14 protein-coding genes are annotated in these 19,828 nt (G+C 41.0%); 9 read left to right on the plus strand and 5 right to left on the minus strand.

Translation table 11 applies throughout. The features are described from left to right. Positions 1–6: 6 nt before the first annotated feature. The 3 genes from RMY00_RS00395 to RMY00_RS00405 form a co-directional block, all read right to left on the minus strand. Entirely contained in the window at positions 7–1,323 is a 1,317-nt protein-coding gene (locus RMY00_RS00395) for an FAD-dependent oxidoreductase (protein ID WP_322645670.1), read from the minus strand. 136 nt (positions 1,324–1,459) lie between these two features. Beyond that, positions 1,460–2,995: an NAD(P)/FAD-dependent oxidoreductase gene (locus RMY00_RS00400; protein WP_322645671.1), complete on the minus strand. Its 1,536-nt coding sequence runs from the start codon at positions 2,993–2,995 to the stop codon at positions 1,460–1,462. Between the two features lie 317 nt (positions 2,996–3,312). Further along, entirely contained in the window at positions 3,313–5,760 is a 2,448-nt protein-coding gene (locus RMY00_RS00405; RefSeq protein ID WP_322645672.1) for an S-layer family protein, read from the minus strand. 244 nt (positions 5,761–6,004) lie between these two features. Here RMY00_RS00405 and RMY00_RS00410 point away from each other — a divergent pair, with 244 nt between their 5' ends. The 3 genes from RMY00_RS00410 to RMY00_RS00420 all read left to right on the plus strand — a co-directional run bounded on the left by RMY00_RS00410 (position 6,005) and on the right by RMY00_RS00420 (position 11,162). Then, positions 6,005–6,646: a glutathione S-transferase family protein gene (locus RMY00_RS00410; RefSeq protein ID WP_322645673.1), complete on the plus strand. Its 642-nt coding sequence runs from the start codon at positions 6,005–6,007 to the stop codon at positions 6,644–6,646. Between the two features lie 117 nt (positions 6,647–6,763). Further along, positions 6,764–8,089 (plus strand): guanitoxin biosynthesis MATE family efflux transporter GntT, encoded by a 1,326-nt coding sequence (gene gntT / locus RMY00_RS00415; RefSeq protein ID WP_322645674.1) that lies wholly within the window; start codon positions 6,764–6,766, stop codon positions 8,087–8,089. Positions 8,090–8,396: 307 nt separating this feature from the next. Continuing rightward, positions 8,397–11,162: a TIGR02921 family PEP-CTERM protein gene (locus RMY00_RS00420; RefSeq protein ID WP_322645675.1), complete on the plus strand. Its 2,766-nt coding sequence runs from the start codon at positions 8,397–8,399 to the stop codon at positions 11,160–11,162. 382 nt (positions 11,163–11,544) lie between these two features. Here the strand turns inward: RMY00_RS00420 and RMY00_RS00425 are convergent, their stop codons facing one another. After that, a complete protein-coding gene (locus RMY00_RS00425; protein WP_322645676.1) occupies positions 11,545–11,682 on the minus strand; it encodes a hypothetical protein in 138 nt (45 codons plus the stop codon). A 118-nt stretch (positions 11,683–11,800) separates the two neighbouring features. Here RMY00_RS00425 and RMY00_RS00430 point away from each other — a divergent pair, with 118 nt between their 5' ends. The 6 genes from RMY00_RS00430 to RMY00_RS00455 all read left to right on the plus strand — a co-directional run bounded on the left by RMY00_RS00430 (position 11,801) and on the right by RMY00_RS00455 (position 19,102). After that, complete coding sequence (locus RMY00_RS00430) at positions 11,801–13,045, plus strand: cytochrome P450 (protein WP_322645677.1); 1,245 nt, start codon at positions 11,801–11,803, stop codon at positions 13,043–13,045. A 209-nt stretch (positions 13,046–13,254) separates the two neighbouring features. Next, a complete protein-coding gene (locus RMY00_RS00435) occupies positions 13,255–13,419 on the plus strand; it encodes a hypothetical protein (RefSeq protein WP_322645678.1) in 165 nt (54 codons plus the stop codon). Next, positions 13,409–14,158: an SDR family NAD(P)-dependent oxidoreductase gene (locus RMY00_RS00440; protein ID WP_322645679.1), complete on the plus strand. Its 750-nt coding sequence runs from the start codon at positions 13,409–13,411 to the stop codon at positions 14,156–14,158. The genes RMY00_RS00435 and RMY00_RS00440 overlap by 11 nt, the downstream gene beginning before the upstream one ends. Before the next feature lie 902 nt (positions 14,159–15,060). After that, positions 15,061–16,953 carry a lipoxygenase family protein gene (locus RMY00_RS00445; RefSeq protein WP_322645680.1) on the plus strand — a complete coding sequence of 631 codons (1,893 nt, stop codon included), beginning with the start codon at positions 15,061–15,063 and terminating at the stop codon, positions 16,951–16,953. A 190-nt stretch (positions 16,954–17,143) separates the two neighbouring features. Next, positions 17,144–18,493 (plus strand): cytochrome P450, encoded by a 1,350-nt coding sequence (locus RMY00_RS00450; protein ID WP_322645681.1) that lies wholly within the window; start codon positions 17,144–17,146, stop codon positions 18,491–18,493. Positions 18,494–18,541: 48 nt separating this feature from the next. Continuing rightward, positions 18,542–19,102, plus strand: a complete 561-nt coding sequence (locus tag RMY00_RS00455) for a hypothetical protein (protein ID WP_322645682.1) — start codon at positions 18,542–18,544, stop codon at positions 19,100–19,102. A 103-nt stretch (positions 19,103–19,205) separates the two neighbouring features. Here RMY00_RS00455 and RMY00_RS00460 read toward each other — a convergent pair whose 3' ends face one another. Beyond that, positions 19,206–19,598 carry a hypothetical protein gene (locus RMY00_RS00460; protein ID WP_322645683.1) on the minus strand — a complete coding sequence of 131 codons (393 nt, stop codon included), beginning with the start codon at positions 19,596–19,598 and terminating at the stop codon, positions 19,206–19,208. Between the last annotated feature and the right edge of the window lie 230 nt (positions 19,599–19,828).

The following is a 19,828-nucleotide window of genomic DNA, read 5'->3' on the forward strand; positions in this document are numbered from 1 at the left end:
ACGCCTCTAATCAACCTGCAAAACTTTGTCATGCTCTGTTGTACATGCTGCTAACCTGAGCGTGTTTGTATTTTTGTCGTTGAAACCAGAAATGGAGAGAGCCAAAGGTGAACCGATGAGTTGAGCAACTCGAAAGGCAGACTCGATCGCTCCTTCATGCAAGCCATCTCCAAGATAAGCTCCCGCATAATAAGTATTGTTCTCTCCATTGGTGGCAACTACTTCATCTCGATATATAAAAGACTCAGTAGTGTACAACGGAGTGTGATGTTCTTGAGTGTGAATAATGCGATCGCGAGCAATCAATCCTTCTAGTTGAAACGATAAAAAATAATGCTGTGGCGATGAGATGTCGCAAAGCTGATTCAAATAACTGTTATATCCCCATCGGGTATCTGTCTGGAAGAAATCAAATTCCGAGGGGTGGTGGATGTGATGACGATCGTACATGGAAGTATCCGTATGAATTGTAGTGGTTGCATAATTGGCTCTCCAACCTGAAAAACGTTTAATTTCAGCATCGGTTGGGTCAGCTAACAGCGCCATAACTTGGTCGGGTGGCGTGGCAAACACGACTTTATCAAACTCTTGGATCTCACCCTGCGATCGCTTAATTTTCACACCATCTAGGCTTCTTTCAATATTGGCAATCTCCACATTCAATAAGACTTCACCTTTAAATCGTTCCAAAATTTTTTCAATATAGGAATATACACCGCCTTTAATCCTGACCCATTTAACTGCAAGGTAGTCGCGTAACATCGGAATTGCCATCTCTGCGGGAAAGTTATCAATGAGTTGAAACGGCATTGAGTAACTATACATCGTCAGCAATTTTAGCCAGATATTGCTGATACTTTGGTTGTTCACATATTGAGATAGTGGCTGATCGTAAAAATCTTCCATCTGAGCAAATCGCGTTTTTAGCCATAATCCAACAGAACGGGCATGGAGAACATCGAACCGCAGAGATTCAATAAGGCGGTGGATGCCTGTATAGTTGTTCTCAATCGTGACCTTCGAGAAAAAGGGATTGCCATCTTTGGGGAATAAAGCTGAACCAACATGGATGGGTTCTAATTCCACTCCTAGCTCTTGCATGAGAGCAATGAAGTTGTGAAATACAGTAGGAAATTCTAGCACTCCACTTTCCAACATTTCATTGCAATCAGATTGGTTAGGCTGAACATTCTTGTTGAGTGTCCGAATATGTCCCCCCAACATCGACTGCCGTTCAAACACGGTGACATGATGCCCTTGTTTATCAAGTAGGTAAGCTGTAGCCATACCACTGCCTCCGCCACCGATAACTGCAATTCTCATAACTGACCTCTCAGTTGTTGAATATGAATGATATGTGTGATATCAAGTCCGGTTAATCACTTGTGATTACCGCATCTGTGCAAAAATCAGAAAAGCCTTTTTCCCTCTGCCTCCTTTCCTCTTCCTAACTGTCTATTTAGCTATTGCCTAAAAGCACATCACCAGATAATCGTTGATACAGCAATGCTCCAGTCCAGAATGTGGGAGCAAAACCGGGATAGCCTGATGAAGCATTGCAGAAATAGAAATGGTTGAGTGAGGTTTCGTGATTTAAGCGTCCCAGACCCATGTTGCGGGGTGTGAGACTAGAACCGTAGGAATTTCCATTGGGACACCAGCAAAAACGTTCATTGGTGGTAGGGCTGCCCGTGATATGAAAGACTAGATGCTTTCTAAAGTTCGGCACATATTCTTTTTCTACGACATCCAAAATAGAGTCAAAGATTTCTTGCTTTTTCTGGTTGTAAGCTTTGCGATTGCTCTGCCGCAATTGTTTAAAGTAGTTGTAATTAGCAACGGTAAGAAATTCGACAATCTGGGAATCTTCTGGACAATCCCGACTTGCTTGTGTCAATAAAGTGGGCGTTGTTATGGCAAAACTGGGATTGGAAAAATCATTATGTTCATACATCTGAGCAAAGGCTTCATTCAAATCCTGATGACCTGTGTGGAAAAGATTCCACTCGCCAAATCCATAATTTCGCAAGTCCAGGTCTTTGACGACGCAATAAGCCATGTAGTTAGATGCAGAATACTCATAGTTGAGTTTTCGGCGCACAGTTTTAGAGAAGTTTGACTCACCAATCATTTTGGCGGCTTTTTTAGGGTCAATGTTGCAAATCACCATGTCGCCTCTAAATTCATGAGTTTGATGGGTAGTTAAATCCATCGCCTCAACTCCCGTAACTGTGCGGTCTGTGAGTCTAAAATTCGTGACTTCATGGTTGAGCAATACCTGCCCTCCATTTGATTCAATCACTTTGACTAAGGAATTGATTACATGCTCAAAATGCTGGGTTGGGTAAAATGCACCGGCTTGATAACCTTTGAACAAAGCTACCCAGGCATAAAACGAGAGTTGATTCGGAGGCAGCAAAAAATCAGGCCATTGCAGAGCCAATAGGGTTTGGGCGGCTTGGGGTAGCTGAAACTTGTTGAATACATCCTGAAGTGTGCTGTTGAGATATTGCACGGTACAAACCACTTCACCCGGATGTTGGAGCAGTTCAATTGGTTTAACTGGAGGAGCGAGTATTTTCAAACCTGCGCTCGTTTTTTCGACATCGTTAACAAATTGGCGAATGCGATCGCTATATGCAGGAAACAACCTTGATAATCGCTGGATTAGTTCTTCCGCTTCCGAAGGAATATCTAATGCATATCCCGGCATTCGCATGTGGTCAAAGCCATCTGGGTCGTACCGCTCAAAAGTCACTTCCCGATCCAAGCCCAGTTTCTTGAGTACCCGATTGACCGTTTGTCCTTCACCGCAATCCCAAACATAATGGAATTGGGCATTAAATGTATATTTTTTAGCCATCGTAAAGGTGTGACCAAAACCACCTGGATGCTCATGGGCTTCAAGGATTTGCACGGTCTTGCCATTTGACATTAAAGCACCAAAGACTAATGCTGATAAACCGCTACCGACAATAAGATAATCCGGTTTCATAGTATGATCCCTCGCTCGACGAGATATTCACAATTCGTCCGCTTTTTATGCTAATAGCCGTATTTCAAACAGGATGCGATTAAATGATGGCGATCGCATCGTAAATTAATTATTTAATACCACTTTAGAAGATGTTGATGCTTAAGTTCTCTTTCATCAGGAATAAACACCAATTCGTCAATAGGTGAACTTATAATAAAAAATATTGTGATGCCGAAGATGGCGGCATAAATTTCTCTTGATACCGCCCGGAATTAGAGTAACTTTAGTAGAGACAAACGTCCTGATAATTTGGGGTTGCAGAGTTCCTAGAGCCACTAATTCTTCACAAGTGCAGCACAAGTTAACTGGGGTTGTGTATTTGCGGGAGATTGCGTTGCAATTAATTCAACTTTGCCATTAGCGTTGCGATGCCAGGAAGTAGCTTGGACAAGTCTCTCTGGAGAGGGAGGAATTTTGACTGTCACCTCACGATTGCGGTATGCTGAGATATCGCGGGTGTCAGACCAAGTGCGATCGCTCACTATTTGTTGATTTGGATTTTGCGGCACACCACCCCGACCCGTTGCGATAAAGCGGTTGCTTTCATTGTCCGCGCAGCCTGTGGCAATTTGCTGAGATGGATCGGTGACATTTGCTGGTAATTCAACTAAACCCGAATTTGGATCAACGCCGATGGTATTGACTTGAACCGTGCCGCTAACCCCAAATTGGGAACTGGCAGTGATGTCATTTTCTGGCGTCAGTTGGGGACGAAACTTTAGTCCGAAAAGCCCTTGTGTAGTGATTTGGATATTGCCCCCCCGACCTTTGACGGCATTAGCAATAATGTCACTATTTTCTAAACCTACAATGTTCGGAGCGTTGAGCGTGATATTACCACCATCTCCTGCTTCCTTGGCTTCAACAGAAATTTTGCTGTTACCCCGCATTAATAACAGTTGTTGAGCATTGAGAACCAAGTTTCCTCCGTTTCCAGATTGTGTAGTTGCAGAAATTGTCCCGCGATTAGTCAGGAGAATCGAGTCAGCATAAACCTCGAAATTACCTGCATTGCCTGTACCCTCATTTCTCACCCCGATGTCACCTCGATCCATAACGCGCAATTGAGGCGTTATCAGGATTACCCCTCCCGCATTACCACTGGGAAATTCCGGTAGCCCATAAGTCGCACGGGTGACAGGATTAAGGCGTAGTGCATTAGAGCCAATTCTACTACTTAACATAGTATTTGGTGATGCACCGCTCACCTCGATAAAGTCTGAAGCCAAAATCTTTACATTGCCAGCATTTCCGATTGCGCCAGTTGAAGAGGTAACTAGGCTTCCAGCCTGCACTGTTAATCGTGCAGTTGTGATAGTTAGATTTCCAGCATTTCCACTTCCTACTGTTGATGAACTCACAACAGTAGGGAGAAATGTGATGTTATTAATTCCAGAAACATTTATCGAATCTGAGGCATCAATTTCGACATCGCCACCATTACCAATTGTAAGAGTCGTTGACCCAATAGTAGCGCCGTTAGCAACTGTAAGTTTTTGAGTTGACAAGGTAACGTTTCCTCCCTTTCCAGAACCAAACGAGCTTGTCAAAATCGATGTCATTACTGAAGGATTAACAGGATTAAATCCATTGGCTGAGATAGACTCGGCAGCCTTTACCATGATATTCCCACCCTGCCCCGAACTCAAGTTTTGAGATTTGATTTGCGCTCCATCCCGCAGCAATAGTTGTCCAGTTGAGATGGTAATGTCTCCAGCCTGCCCCTTCCCGGTTGTGTAGCTTGCTAATTGGCTGCTTGTAGTTCCTGTTGGGTTCGTTCCTGCGAGGGTGAACGATCCAGTGCTATTAATCGTAATCCGATTCGATGAAAAGACACCTTGATTTTGACTGGTAACAGCCGAACCTTCTAAAAAGCTGATATCTCTACCCTGCATTTGAATAATACTATTGCCAAACCCAAAGCCAGATACTTGTGCTTGTTGAGTCAACTGGATATCGCTTAGTCCCTCAGTATTAGAATAATCAAATGTCCACCCTTGGCTTGTAGGATTTAAGCGAACTTGTCCTGACTGGACACTACCAAGTTGGATCGAGCCATTTACGGTTCTGAGAACGCCACCTGCTAAATCAATTCCATTTCCTAGCAAAGCAAGGGTATTACCTGAACTTAGCTGCAAACCGAGTGGAGTTTGGGGGATGCTATTAATCGAGTTTTGTACTGCGATCCCGCCTGAGTTTTGGCCAAATTGCAAGCCAACTGGTACATTGATTGTCAACAGGGGTGCTACTGTAGTGTTGGTAGCATTAAACTCCACCCCATCAGCAAATTTAATGCTATTTGCAGTTGTACCAATAAAGGAGCCACCAATATTCAGTTGAGCATTGGGGCCAAAGACAATACCACTAGGATTGAGCAAAAATAAGCTAACCGGGTTGTTGTTGTTAATGGTTTGAATCACGCCATCAATGTGAGAAATACTACCTCCTGTAACCCGACTGAATATTGAGGATATATTAGGTGTGTTGATTAAATCAAAGATGGCTGAAGTACCCGTGGGAACACTAAACTGCTGAAAACTGTGAAAAAGGTTACTGTTTGCAGCACTACCATTAGTAATAGTGAAATTATTCCCAGTTTGGGAGACAGTGGTGTTGACAGTGCCATCTGCGGTGACTTGAGCGTTGGCAAAGCCGCACCAAAAGAGCATCCCACCTGTCAAAATTACATTAACCAAATTCCAGCAAACAGAGACAGCTTTCATCGCTCAGTTCCCATCAATATATATATATCAATAGGTTTCCCTAAATAAGATTGTGCATTAACAGTTTTAGAATCTTTAGTGTAATTCTGTAAAAACAGAACTTGCCGCAGACATTGCGTTCACCCTACCTTGATAGGTTTGTCCTTGCGATCGCATTGTGGGACAATGGGCTGCTAGATACCGAGTAAAAAATGCAGTCCCAATCTCCTCGGAAAAATCGTACTAAGAAAAAATAAGAGAAGCAATGAAGTTATATTACATCCCCACAACAAGAGCGGTACGGCCAAGGTGGCTTTTAGAAGAAATGGGAATTGCTTATGATTTAGTTCGAGTCAATATGAGCATGACCAAACAACCAGAATATAAAGAATTACATCCACACAGGAAAGTACCAGTTTTGGTAGATGGATCAGTGACAATTTTTGAGTCTGCTGCAATTTGTGCTTATCTTGCAGACAAATATATCAGTTTGGGATTTGCTCCACTGCCAGATAGCCCTGAGCGTGCTTATTATCATCAGTGGCTCTTTTATGCGGCAGTTACCCTAGAACCACCTGTTGAACATTATATGTTTAATGTTTTGCCAAATCTACCAGAAAAACTGCTGCCGAGCTTTGTGAGGTTGGAAACTTCAAAACAAGAATCTCGACAATGGTTTGACAGAGTTGCTGAACCTCTAAGAGAAGTATTGGTTGGCAGAAATTATTTAGTAGCTAATAGGTTAACGACTGCTGATATTATCACCGGGGGAGTTTTGCTCTGGGCTAAAAAGTTAGGAATGCTCTTAGATGATGATCCCCTCAATGAATATATCAATGGCTTGATGCAGCGGCCTGCTTTTATACGTGCTGATGAAGATTTTTATGCCAATATAGCTACAATGTAGAACTCCTCTTGCTTTAAAGAGCAAAAAAGAATCATCAGAGGTTGGTTAAGAAATTGATAATTATTGTTGTTATTTCTAAATTAGAATTTATAGCAAAGGTCAAGGAATTTAGTAATTTTGTCTAGCTTTGCTCAACGTTCAGTATTCATCCGCCATTTTCTAAAACTTGCATCTGTAAATGTTCTTTCAAATCTAATGGTTCCGTTGGCAGGACTAATAGATGTAATGTTTTTAGGGCATTTAACGGAAATTCGCCATTTAGCAGGTGTAGCACTAGCAACAATTTTATTCAATTATATTTATTGGACATTCGGTTTCTTACGCATGGGTACAACTGGAATGGTTGCACAGGCGATCGGGCGTAAAGATAACCAATCGGCAGTACTGATTGGTTTACAGCATGGAATTTTAGCACTGATATTAGGACTCGCCATCCTGATATTTCAACAACCTTTACAAATATTAGGGTTTGCGATTCTAAGTGCTACACCAGAAGTTAAAAGTTCTGGTGTTGATTTCTATAATGCCTTAGTATGGGGTGCCCCAGCAACACTGATTAACTTTGTCTTGATTGGTTGGTTTCTTGGACAAGCACAAAGTAGTAAAGTGTTGTTGCTTTCAGCTATTAGTAATTTTGCAAATGTGCTACTTGATTATCTATTTATTGTTCAGTGGGGATGGGCAAGTAAAGGAGCTGGGTTAGCCACAGCCACTAGTCAATATCTGATGCTAATAGTAGGGATTTTGCTATATTGTCAAACAATTTCATTTAAACAAATACAAGCTTTAATTCGGGAACTATTTAACCTATCTGCTTTAAAATCAGCTTTAATGCTGAATGGAGAAATTATTATTCGGACTTTCGCTTTAATTTCGACAATGGCGATGTTTAGCAACCTCAGTTCTATGTTAGGAACTGAAATTTTGGCGGCAAATACCCTGCTGATGCAAGTGGTAAGCTTGGCAGCATATTTCATAGATGGCTTGGCATTTGCTACTGAGAGCTTGGCTGGAATTTTTCAAGGTAGTGGAAATATTACTTCTTTAAAAAAACTGTTGCAAACTTCTGTAGTCAGTAGCTTAGTTATAGGATTAATGTTTGCTACTGCATTTATTTTGGCCCCAGAATCATTGTTAAGATTGCTGACTAATCATACTGAAATTATCAATCATTTACGTTCTTATATTCCCTGGTTGTTACCAGTTTTGGGTTTTGGCTCAGTCGCTTATGCGTTAGACGGTTATTTTCTAGGGTTGACTCAAGGTCATATACTTCGGCAAGCTATGCTTACAGCCACTGTAATCGGTTTTATTCCATCAGCAATTACAGCTTGGTACTTTCATAATAGTCATTTACTATGGCTATCAATGTCTTTATTTATGGCAGCAAGAACAATAACTTTGGCATTGTGCGTACCAAAAACATTTTCTAAAAGACAGTGAGTTTATTGACAAAGATTGGGGCGTAGACGTAGCCCTTCGTAGACATTAGATACGCTGGGTAAGGAAATCTAGGATAGAGCAGCGAGCGCTCTAAAATCGAGGCATAGAATCTTAATATTGCCAAAACCCTGCTGATGTGGGCTATTGGAGTGATAAATAGAATATTTGATGTTAAAGTGCCAAGATTTCATTATCTAAGCAAATTGTTAGAAAAGCCAAGGTTGAGGGAAAACTTAAAGTAAGGAACTATGAACTATTAAGGCTGGAGTATGAATGCAGGAACATCGACTTTAGGAGGAGTAAAGCTGTGAAATGGTTTTGGAATATAAGTTTTTACGCAATTTTTTGGCTTTGGAATCTGACATTTTTAATGTTAGTTTACGTGGGGATATTGCCATACGTAGGTGTGCCATTATTTCAGGCAACCTTAATAGGTGATATTCCAACTGAGTTTTCCTTGACTCTAGTTACTTTAATTGCCATTCCCACAATTTGCAGTATTATTGGTGGTTGGAGGTTTATTAAACAACCTTTACAACTAATTCGCCTGTTTTATGGTGTAGAAGCACCACTATTTGTGTTGTGTTTATTGCGGTTATTTGTGATTCGAGAACTGACATCAGCTAGTAGCCAAATTCTGATAACAACGGGCGTATGTATAGCCGCTTTTACTGGAGAATTATTTTGGGGTTATGCTTCCCGGCGCAAAAGTAGTTTGCAATGGGTACAAATGTTAGCCCATACATTAATGCTGATATTTGGCATTTATGCAGGTGCAGTATTGTTATTTTATGCCTTGCCTTTAGCAATATTTCTGTTGCAAGCATTCATCAAATTTGCATGGGTACAACCATTATGGGATGTACTATATCACTCAGCTTTCGTGGGTGGTTTATTCCTGATTCTCACTTGGCTAGCTATTCTTGGTTTTAGCGCCACATTGTTTATTGCAATGCCATCGGTGTTAACAGCAATGTATGTACATTCGGGAGCAAAAATTTTAAGAGCTTTTGCTTCAGAACATGGTAAAAATAAAACATTTGCTGGTGCTGGTGCAGTTGTTGTGGCATTTGTAGTTACTTTTGTATCTTTACAACAACAACCCCAAGTATTAGCTTTTTCACTCTTAGCTAATGCACCCAAAAATGATGGCGATCGCCAAACACTCGTAGCCAAATCAGAACAAATCCGCACAGGATTAGTTAACGCTTATTTATCTTCTTACCGCTATCTTAGCAGCAAGCAAGAAAATAACCACATCAGTGCTATGTATGAGTATGTATTAGGCTTAGATAAGTCGGCTGCTAATGGATTGCAAGCAACTTATAACTTTCTAATGTCACCATTTTTATATAATGGCTCTGACAAAGATCCTGCTAAGGCAGAGAAACTTTATGCCGATTTTTTTGATACACCTCTACAAAAAGCAGAAAAAGCAGCAGTTAGTCACGCAGTACAATCTACTTTTAATGAACAAGAAGTTAAAGCAGGTTTATTAAATATCAACGAAAAAAAAGTTTTATTGGTATCGCAACAAGTCACAGTTAAAGAACATGGTGATTGGGCTGATGTCGAATTGTACGAAGTTTATAAAAACCAAACACAAGAAGTTCAGGAAGTTTTTTATTCCTTTTCTTTGCCAGAAAGTGCTGTAATTACTGGCTTATACTTGGGAGATACTAATAAATTAGACCAACGTTTCCCTTTTGTTGTCTCTCCTCGTGGTGCTGCCCAGAAGGTTTATAATTCTCAAGTTAGACGTTCACGGCCTATAGATCCCGCTTTATTGGAACAAGTAGGGCCGAGACATTATCGCTTACGGGCTTTTCCTATTCCTCCTAAGAATGTACAACAAATAGTAGGGCAATCACCACTCCCCACAGAAATGCACCTATGGTTAACTTACAAAGTGCTGGGACAAAACTTAGGTTGGGAAATGCCCGATTTAGGGGAAAGACGTAATATATTCTGGACTAATCAAACCAAGCGTATCCGCAACGGCAAAGAAATCGGTTTGAAAGACGATGCTTGGTTAGAAAAATTCATCCCCGCGAGTGGAAAAATTCAGCCTGTATTACATGAAGTAAATTTAGAAGAAGGCTACAAAATATTAGCTAAACCCCTATCTCGTCAAGATTATACCTTACCCAAACACCAACAAATTGCGGTAGTTCTCGATACTTCTCGCAGCATGGGGAAACATATTAAAGAATTGGCGCAAACATTATCATGGTTGAAAAAACACGGTTTTGCAGATAATGATTTGACAAACAACGATGCAGATTTATATCTTAGTGTTTCTCCAGGGGCTGCACCCAAACGGTTAGATGATCTCCAGAAATTTCAACCGGAAAAAGTCGCCTTTTACGGCACAATTCAACCCCAAGAAATGCTGACACAGTTTAATAATTTGCGTGAAGATACAGCTTATGATGTCGTTTTGCTGTTGAGTGATGAAGGTAGTTATGAATTGTCGAAGAACGATAAAACCGTTCCCGATACGCCCGCACCTCTGTGGATGGTACATCTAGGTGGATTACCTGGGGTTTATAACGATGGCATCATTAAATCATTACAAGATAGTGGTGGTGGAGTTGGTGTTGATATTTCTGAAGTGCTGCAACGAATTGCTACCAAATCAGTTTTAAGCGATGTTGTGAGTGTTGTTAATGGTTATGCTTGGTATCTGCAAACATTAAACACAGCAATTGTAACTAGCAACCAACAGGATGATTTATTGCCCTTAGCAGCCAGACAATTAATTTTAGGGTTGAGTAAAAAAATTAAGTTAGACAATCTCAAAACTTTAGATGCAATTCATGCCGTAGCTAAAAAGTACAAGATTGTCAGCCCTTATTCTTCGATGTTGGTATTAGTCAACGATGAACAAAGACAGTTACTCAAAGAAGCAGAAGCCCAAAGCGATCGCTTTGACCGTAAAGTTGAGAATGGTAAGGAAAATCTCTCTAAACCCATTAATCCCTTGAAAGTTAGCGTCCCTGAAGCATCAGGGGGATGGCTTTTAGGTGTGAGTGCGATCGCCCTATTGATCTTTGTCAAGCGTCGGCGTTAATTAATTACTCACCGTTCTCGATTAAACAACGAAATCATCTCAGTGGATAAGTACACCTATTGATGGCTAGCATATACTGTTGATAAATGCGGATACATGATAACTGATTTCACCTACACTGCAACCAGGCAATCACAGACCACGGATTTATACCATGTGTAGGGTGGGCGTTGGCAATTGTCAGCGCAGTAAATGAGTTTAGCTGCACCGTGAGACTTTGGGATGGCGAACACACTGTTGGGTTGCATTTGAAATCATGCAATTACTTACCGATTGAGTGCTAGCAGGTTCAGAAGATTAACGATGGCACAAGCCAATACTGCACGCTTTGTGCATTTTTAACTCGGAATTGGGTTTTGGGAAAAGGTTAAAGGGTAAAGGTTCAAGGTTTTTTCTTTCCCCTTTTCCCCTTAACCGACAAGTATTGTGGCACAAGCAAGCGCCTACCGTAGGCGATCGCATCAGTATAATTATTCCAGTTCCCTCGAAGAATCAGTTTTTGCACAGATCCGGCAATCATAACTAATCAGGCAAACATCATATAATTCCTCAAAAATGAGCCAACGGTGAGTAACTTGCTAAGATGATGTTGATTCATTTTGACTCAAAGCAAACCATCGCTGACGAGCATTAGAACCATGAAGCATTTGTCAGACTACAACTTCTTTGACCCAGAAGTGCTTGTGTGCCCTTATGAATTCTACAAGCTAGCACAAGAGCAAGCACCAATTATGGAGCTACCAAGTCCCAGAAGGGAAGCAAAACTGTTTCTTGTTACTCGCTATGACTTAGTGCTCGAAATTCTTAAGGATACCAGAGTATTCTCTAGCAATTTCTCTACTTTACTAGCTGGCAAAGAAGAACAGGATGATGAGTTGCAGAAAATTTTGGATCAAGGCTGGCCTCAGATGAACACCTTACTCACGGCAGATCCACCAGAACACGAGCGATTTCGCTCGTTGGTAAATAAGGCATTCACCTCGGCGCGTGTTAATAAAATGCGTGACTTGATTGAGCAGATTGTTGATGAACTCATTGACAGTTTCATTGCTCACAGCAAGTGTGAATTCGTCAGTGAGTTTGCCGTACCTTTACCGCTCAAAGTTATTTCTCAACAGTTAGGTGTGCCGCAAACACATCTGCCGAAGTTGAAGCAATGGTCTGATGCTTTTATTGCGCGTTTAGGTAACACACTTTCTAAAGAGCAGCAGATCGAGTGTGCTAAAGATGTTGTGGCTTTCCAGCATTATTTTCGTGATGTCATAGAGTCACGCCAAAAACAGCCTCAAGATGATTTGATCACTGACTTAGTAGAGGCAAAAGTGGATGGAGAGCGATCGCTCGATACTGCTGAACTATTGAGTATAATTCAGCAAATATTAGTGGCAGGCAATGAGACTGTCACTAATGCGCTTGCAGGTGGGATGTTGTTGCTGACAAACAATAAAGAGCAGATGAAGTTGCTACAAACAGATATTTCTCTGTTAGAGAACTTTGTTGAAGAAGTTTTACGAATGGAAAGTCCCACAGCAGGAATGTGGCGAGTTGTGACGCAAGATACAAAACTCGCGGGCGTTGATCTCAAAGCTGGGTCTTTAGTTATGATCCGCTTTGATGCTGCTAACCGCGACTCTATAAAATTTATTGAGGGTGAACGTTTCGATGTGCGTCGCCATAATGCCAGCAACCACCTAGCTTTTGGTCATGGCATTCATTTTTGTTTGGGCGCTATGCTTGCTCGTAAGGAAATGCAGATCGCATATCAGCGTTTGCTACTACGGCTGAAGGACATTCGCTTGGCACAAGAAGGATACCAATACTTACCCAACGTACTCATGCGGACACTGAAGCACCTCTATATTGAGTTCGATAAGGTAGCATGAAATCTGCCTGACCACAACCAAACGGGAGCAGTATCAAGCAGTATTACTTACAGATGTGATGTCTATTACTATGACATCTGGGGCATCGATTTATCAACAAGACCTACAATAATCTTCTTCATTACAAAACTATTCACATTTTTGCAACACCAATTGTCTCGCTAACTCTTGAGGCGTGATCTGTCAAACCAAGCAGCATTTTCTTTCTCGTGAAAGTCATCTTCACGCCATCCATTCCACCTAATCGGGCGCTGCTAACACCAGTTGATAAAACTTGGATAGGTCAACAGAAACAACTGCATAATTTTTGGTCAATTGATTTTTACGTAAAAAACGAAAAAACAAACAACGGAGAAGCTAACAATGGCTGGTAAGTTAACTGACAAAGTGGCAATTATAACAGGGGCATCGTCTGGTATTGGCGAGGCAACAGCACTAGCGCTGGCATCAGTTGGGGCTACGGTAGTGATTACTGCCCGTCGAAGCGATCGCCTACTTGACCTAGAAACCCGTATTACTAGCACTGGTGGAAAAGTCTTATCCATTACTGCTGATGTTTCAGATGAGGCACAGGTAGAAGCATTGGTGAATAAAACTCAGGAAGAATTTGGCAGAGTTGATATTCTGAGCAACAATGCAGGGTTGATGCTGTTAGGTCTGATTGACGGTGCAAATACAGAAGACTGGCGACGCATGATCAATCTCAACGTATTGGGATTGATGTATGCCACTCACAAAGTTTTACCCTTGATGAAGGCACAAGGTACTGGGCACATCGTCAACATTTCATCGGTAGCAGGTCGAGTTGCAAACGCCGGAAGCGGTGTCTACAACGCCAGCAAATGGGCGGTTGGTGCATTTTCGGAAGCACTTCGCAAAGAGGTTTATCAAAACAACATCCGCGTCACGATTATCGAGCCAGGGTTGGTAGCAACAGAGCTAACACAGCACATTACAGATTCCACTGCAAAAGAGCAGGCGAAAAACTTTTACGGTTCGGTCAAAAATCTGGAGAGTGAAGACATTGCTAATGCGATCGTCTATGCCGTCACACAGCCGTCACACGTTAACGTCAACGAAATCTTGATCCGCCCGACTGAACAAGAACGGTAATTGACATTCTCTTAAAACTTTAAAGTTGCTTTATATTTTAACCTGCAATGCCATTGCATCGACCCGTTATGCCATTGCATCGACTCGTTATGCCATTACATCGACTCGTTATGCCATTACATCGACTTGTTATGCCATTACATCGACTTGTTATGCCATTACATCGACTCGTTATGCCATTGCATCGACTCGTTATGCCATTACATCGACCCGTTATGCCATTGCATCGGCCCGTTATGCCATTACATCGACCCGTTATGCCATTGCATCGACTTGTTATGCCAATAAACTGGTAAAAGTTAGCCTACTCTACGTTGTTACGTAGCAACTCTAAAACACTTGTGTCTACACCGTAGCTTTGATAAGGAGAGGGACTGGTTTTGCTTAAGCATTACCAGGGTGAAGTATCTCAGAATCTATCTGGACGATAAACTTGAATGACCTCAACAAAGACTTGTGTTTACACCGTAGCCCGAAGAGCGACGAGTTAATGGCAAAGAGTCTATAGGACTAATGTTTGATTTCTGAAAAAGCTTGGTACAAATTAAATAGCCTAATTCCCTATTCCCTACTCCCTACTCCCCGCCCACGGAGATAATTTCAAAAATCAAATACGATTCCTATAATCGTTTCAGTGTTAAAAATGTAAATTAAAGTACAGGCTTTTACTACGAAAGTGTTCTTTGAGAATTGTTTCTAAATCTTGGCAAGTATGATTTGTATTGCTAAAAATTACTTGTAATATTTCTAAAGGTTCAGTCTGTGGTTGAGAAGTTGATAAATTCCAGAAAATTTCTTTAGAAAAATCACAATTTTAAACTAGATTGCGATAATACGTTTAGAGTAACTCAAACCTGTTTATCCTTAACTGTTAATCCCCATATTAAATATAAGTAGAGTCAATGGCTGCTTCATCACCAGATAATTCAATCAGTTCATCAAGTACTCATACTTTAGATATAGCTAGGCAAGAGTATCAATATAACTACATCCATATTCCATCTATTGCGATGCTGGATCAGCTTTCTATTGCTGAAGAGTTCACCACTAACTGGTATTTTTTATTAGCCCAGCAGTTACGAGTTATTTTTGTCAATACCTTGATTGTCAACAGAGGTAATCAAGGTTCTAAGTCGATTCGTGATGATGTCGAAAGGTTTATTTTAGAAGCCTTGCTTAAGGGAGCATTACCAGCCCGAATCAGCATTATAGTAAGAGTCCTGCAAATTATCCCTCAGTTTTTACTCAAAAGCATATCTAAGGATCTTAGAGAACTCGACGATCTTTTTTATTCTATTTTGAAAGAAAACGGACTTGTAATCCTCAGAGATGCTCTAAATAGGGTAATTAACCTTTTATATGAAGGACAGCCTACAGGACATGCAACCAGTCTCAAAGACTACGAAAATTTGTTTCCAGTGATTGGTGTCCCAGCGATCGCTAAAAGTTACCAAGAAGATGAAGTCTTTGCCTACACGCGAGTGGCTGGCTATAATCCCGTGATGATCGAGCGAGTAACTAGTCTAGGCGATCGCTTCCCAGTCACAGAGGAACATTACCAAGCAGTGATGGGAAGTGACGATTCATTAGCAACAGCAGGACAAGAAGGAAGGCTCTACTTAGCTGACTATAAAATTTTATCCGGTGTGATCAACGGGACATATCCACATGAGCAAAAATATGTCTACGCTCCCTTAGCACTGTTTGCCTTACCCAAAGGCTCAGATCCCACCAGGCTATTACGTCCGGTAGCCATTCAATGCGGTCAAACCCCAGGTTCAGATTATCCAATCGTTACCCCTAACTCCGGTAAATACGCTTGGCTTTTTGCCAAAACAGTTGTTCAAATAGCAGATTCCAACATCCACGAAGCTGTTACTCACCTAGCAAGAACTCACTTGTTAGTTGGTGTTTTTGCGATCGCAACTGCTCGACAATTGCCACTTACCCATCCCCTCCGAATTCTGCTGCGCCCACATTTTGATAGTACCTTAGCAATTAACGATGCCGCCCAACGGATTCTCGTTGCTCCTGGCGGTGGCGTAGATAGATTGCTCTCACCATCAATCGATAACTCTCGCGTTTTAGTAGTGCTAGGGTTGCAAAGCTATGGTTTTAATAATGCCATCTTACCCAAGCAATTCCAACAGCGTGGTGTGGATGATCCCAATCTATTGCCTGTTTATCCTTACCGGGATGATGCATTATTAGTCTGGGATGCTATTCATCAATGGGTTTCAGACTACCTAAAGCTTTACTACCCTACCGATGAAACCATTCACAAAGATATAGCCCTGCAAACATGGGCAGCTGAAATCTCAGCTTACGATGGTGGTCGTATCCCTGATTTTGGCGAAAATGGGGGCATCAAAACGCTAAATTACCTGATTGATGCCACTACGCTGATTATTTTTACTGCCAGTGCCCAACATGCAGCCGTTAACTTTCCGCAAAAAGATTTGATGGGTTACGCCGCAGCCATGCCATTGGCAGGTTATTTACCAGCCTCAACTCTCAAAAGAGAAGTTACCGAGCAAGACTACCTCAATTTGCTCCCCCCTCTAGATCAGGCACAACGGCAATATAACCTACTCAGCTTATTGGGGTCTGTATACTACAACAAGCTAGGCGAATATAAGCAAGGATACTTTACAGACGAGAAAGTAAAACCATTTTTACAAGCATTCCAAAGTCATCTTCAGCAGGTAGAAAATACAATCAAGGAGCGTAATTTGCACCGCCCAGCCTATGAGTATCTGCTTCCTTCTAAAATTCCTCAAAGCATCAATATCTGAATTGGGGACTGAGGGAGAAATCAATTCAAAATTCAAAAATTTCCCCTGACAGGTATCTTGCTACGCGCAGGCTCTCGTAGAGAAAAAAAGGACTTGAAAAGATAAAGAACAGAGGGAGAAAAATTAATTACCAATGACCAATGACCAATGACAAATGACAAATGACAAATGACAAACGACAGTAAATATTATGACACTCAAAGATAAAGTTCTCAAAGGTCATGCTCGCCAGCTTTGGCTTGCACCCATACTAGATAAAGTAGGTTATGACACTGCGATCGGCAAGTTTCTGCGTTTGATTTTCTATTATATGGATGCCTTAATCATGCTCAAAGCATGGCGGGACTTTCTTTACATCCGTAAGAACAATATTGGAAACAAGTATTTTGCAGTAGACCAAGCAATTATGCATTCTTCTCACTCCCAAGTGAGTGAATTAATGCAAACCCAACCACAACTGCGAGGAAATGATTTAGGCATTATCAGAATATTAGCTCCTAGCTACCTGCTCGATAATCCTTTAAGCTTGGGAACCAACAGTAACGAACATACAGGGCTACGTACTGTGATCTTACAAGCCTTACCAGAACCGTCTCAAAAGATAGACTTTTTAGGGAATCTAGTTGAGCAAAGCTTGTTAGAAGCTGTTAAACAAGGCAAATTACACATCGGCGACGATTTGCCAAAAATTATCCTGTCAATTTTGCACCAACTGATTTTTCAGATATCTTTATCTGAGGAAGAAATCACAGCATCACGTAGTTACATTAAGGGTTTGCCTCTTGCATCCTTGCCTAATTTCATAAGCAAGTATCTGCTAGCAATATTAACAGCGCCAAAAATTCGGCATCGTCAACATTTAATCAAGCGATATAAACAATCCGCTAAATGGGCATCTTACTTTGAAACAGGCGCTCAGTATCAGTTGAACGAACACCAAATCGCTAATACCCTTTTCGATACGATTCATATAGCTGGTACTGCCGGTACAAGTGCGCTTTTAGGATCAGTTATTGGTGTTCTATGCTTGGATAATGCCCTCAGAAATGATGTAGTTTCAGAAGTCAATGCAGTCTGGAATGGCAAGAAAACTTTAGATCCAGATGCTTTAGACCAGTTAACAATCCTCAATCAGGTGATTTTAGAAACAGCTCGTCTCTATCCACCTGTGCGATTTGTTAGTCAACTCACCACTGAAGGAGGTGAAGTTGAGATTGGAGAACAAAAATGCCCATTCCAAAAAGGTACTCGCTTGCTAGGCTCTATTTTTACGGCTAATCGGGATGCCAACAGATACCAAAATCCAGATGATTTTGACCTAACACGGAATTTTTCAGATATCTTATCTTGGAACGGCGAAGGACATGAGCGAGCTTGTCCTGGTAAATCCTTATCAATTGGCTTTATTAAGATTTTCTGTTTACATCTATTCCATAACTATCAATGGGAATCAATTACAGAAGTCAAGTGGGATTTTGAAAAAGTGACTGCCGTTACTCCTAATAATTTAGTACTACAAGGTTTTTCTCAACGACCGTGAGTAATAAGTTACCGTTTGCCCTTGAGTAATTATGAATTACAAATTAGTATGACTGAATTAATTGAGAAAAAGCAACTCAATGATATTGCAACCTGGATGATTCCAATCAAACCAACAAACTTACCATCTGTCCTTCAGGGTGTGTTTTTTATGGATGGGAATCCACTGCCAGATACTTGCATTACTATGTACAATTTGGAATGGGACATACAGAATAGAACTTTGGTTTTACCAATTTTTGCCCCGTTACAGTGGACTTTTCATAACTCGATTGCGGGTTGGATATTACTACGTTCAGTTCAATTGTCTAAAGCAACTTACAAAATTCAGTTTGAAGATGAAACTTTGCAAGAAGCTCAAATCATACCTGTTTTCTGGGGAATACCAATTCCAAGAGCGATTCTAAGTTTAACAATGTCCCAAGACAAAAATTCTGTCAATGGAGATATTTGGCATAGAAAGAACGTTTGGTTTGGTGGACTTTCTAGAGTTGGTGAGTATACTCTCCGTAAGGTTGTTGATAAAGATGGTCGTTATACTCCTGCTTTTAACGATATGCTTACCAGGGTGGAAAATGAGTGTTTAGTGATTGTAGCCCACTCAAATTGACAGTTTCCCGGCTAATGCTCTCTTAGAAAAGAAAACTCAAGTGATTCTTGCGCCGTAAATTTATCAACAAAAGACTAAAGTTTAGACAAAAGATAGTGAATATTTACTCCAAACTAATTTTCCACAACCCATCTAGCGGATTGGACTGTTGCAATTGATTATCACTGCTGCCGAGCCAATTATTGTCATATACCAACCCAACACTGAATGTTCGATTTAGAGGATATTGCCCTAGCTTTCCAAAACCTTCAATATTGCGTGAGTCAGTGATCACTTTCTGGTTCAACTGTATGGTTGTTTGGTTGCCGTCGTCAAAGTAAATTGTGGCTCGTTTATTGTGAAAACTTACTTGAACTTTGTAGACACCACCAGTTGCATAATAGTAAGCTTTAGCAGGTAGCTTTTGACCATCAATATTTTGCCCTTTGAACTCAACTGCGATCGCAGGCGTGCCTAGCAGTAACAGGACTGGTAGGACTAACCCTAAAACTTTCATTGGTAGTAACAAGCACTTTCAATCAAACTACTTTCTACTTTAAAACATAAAACTAATTTGTGGGTTAACTAGCGATGGAAAGTAACAAGCCGCTTTAAGCCTTTACGCTTAATGTTTCGTTACATACTTGTAATTTTTTCCGCCCACCTACTTAGGTGATAGGTAAAACTGGGGCTGATTCATCAAACAAACTGAGTTGTTGTATAATCTTATTCTCCAAGCTTTTGAGT

The sequence above is a fragment of the Nostoc sp. ChiVER01 genome (genome assembly GCF_034531155.1).
Taxonomy (GTDB): Bacteria; Cyanobacteriota; Cyanobacteriia; order Cyanobacteriales; family Nostocaceae; genus Nostoc.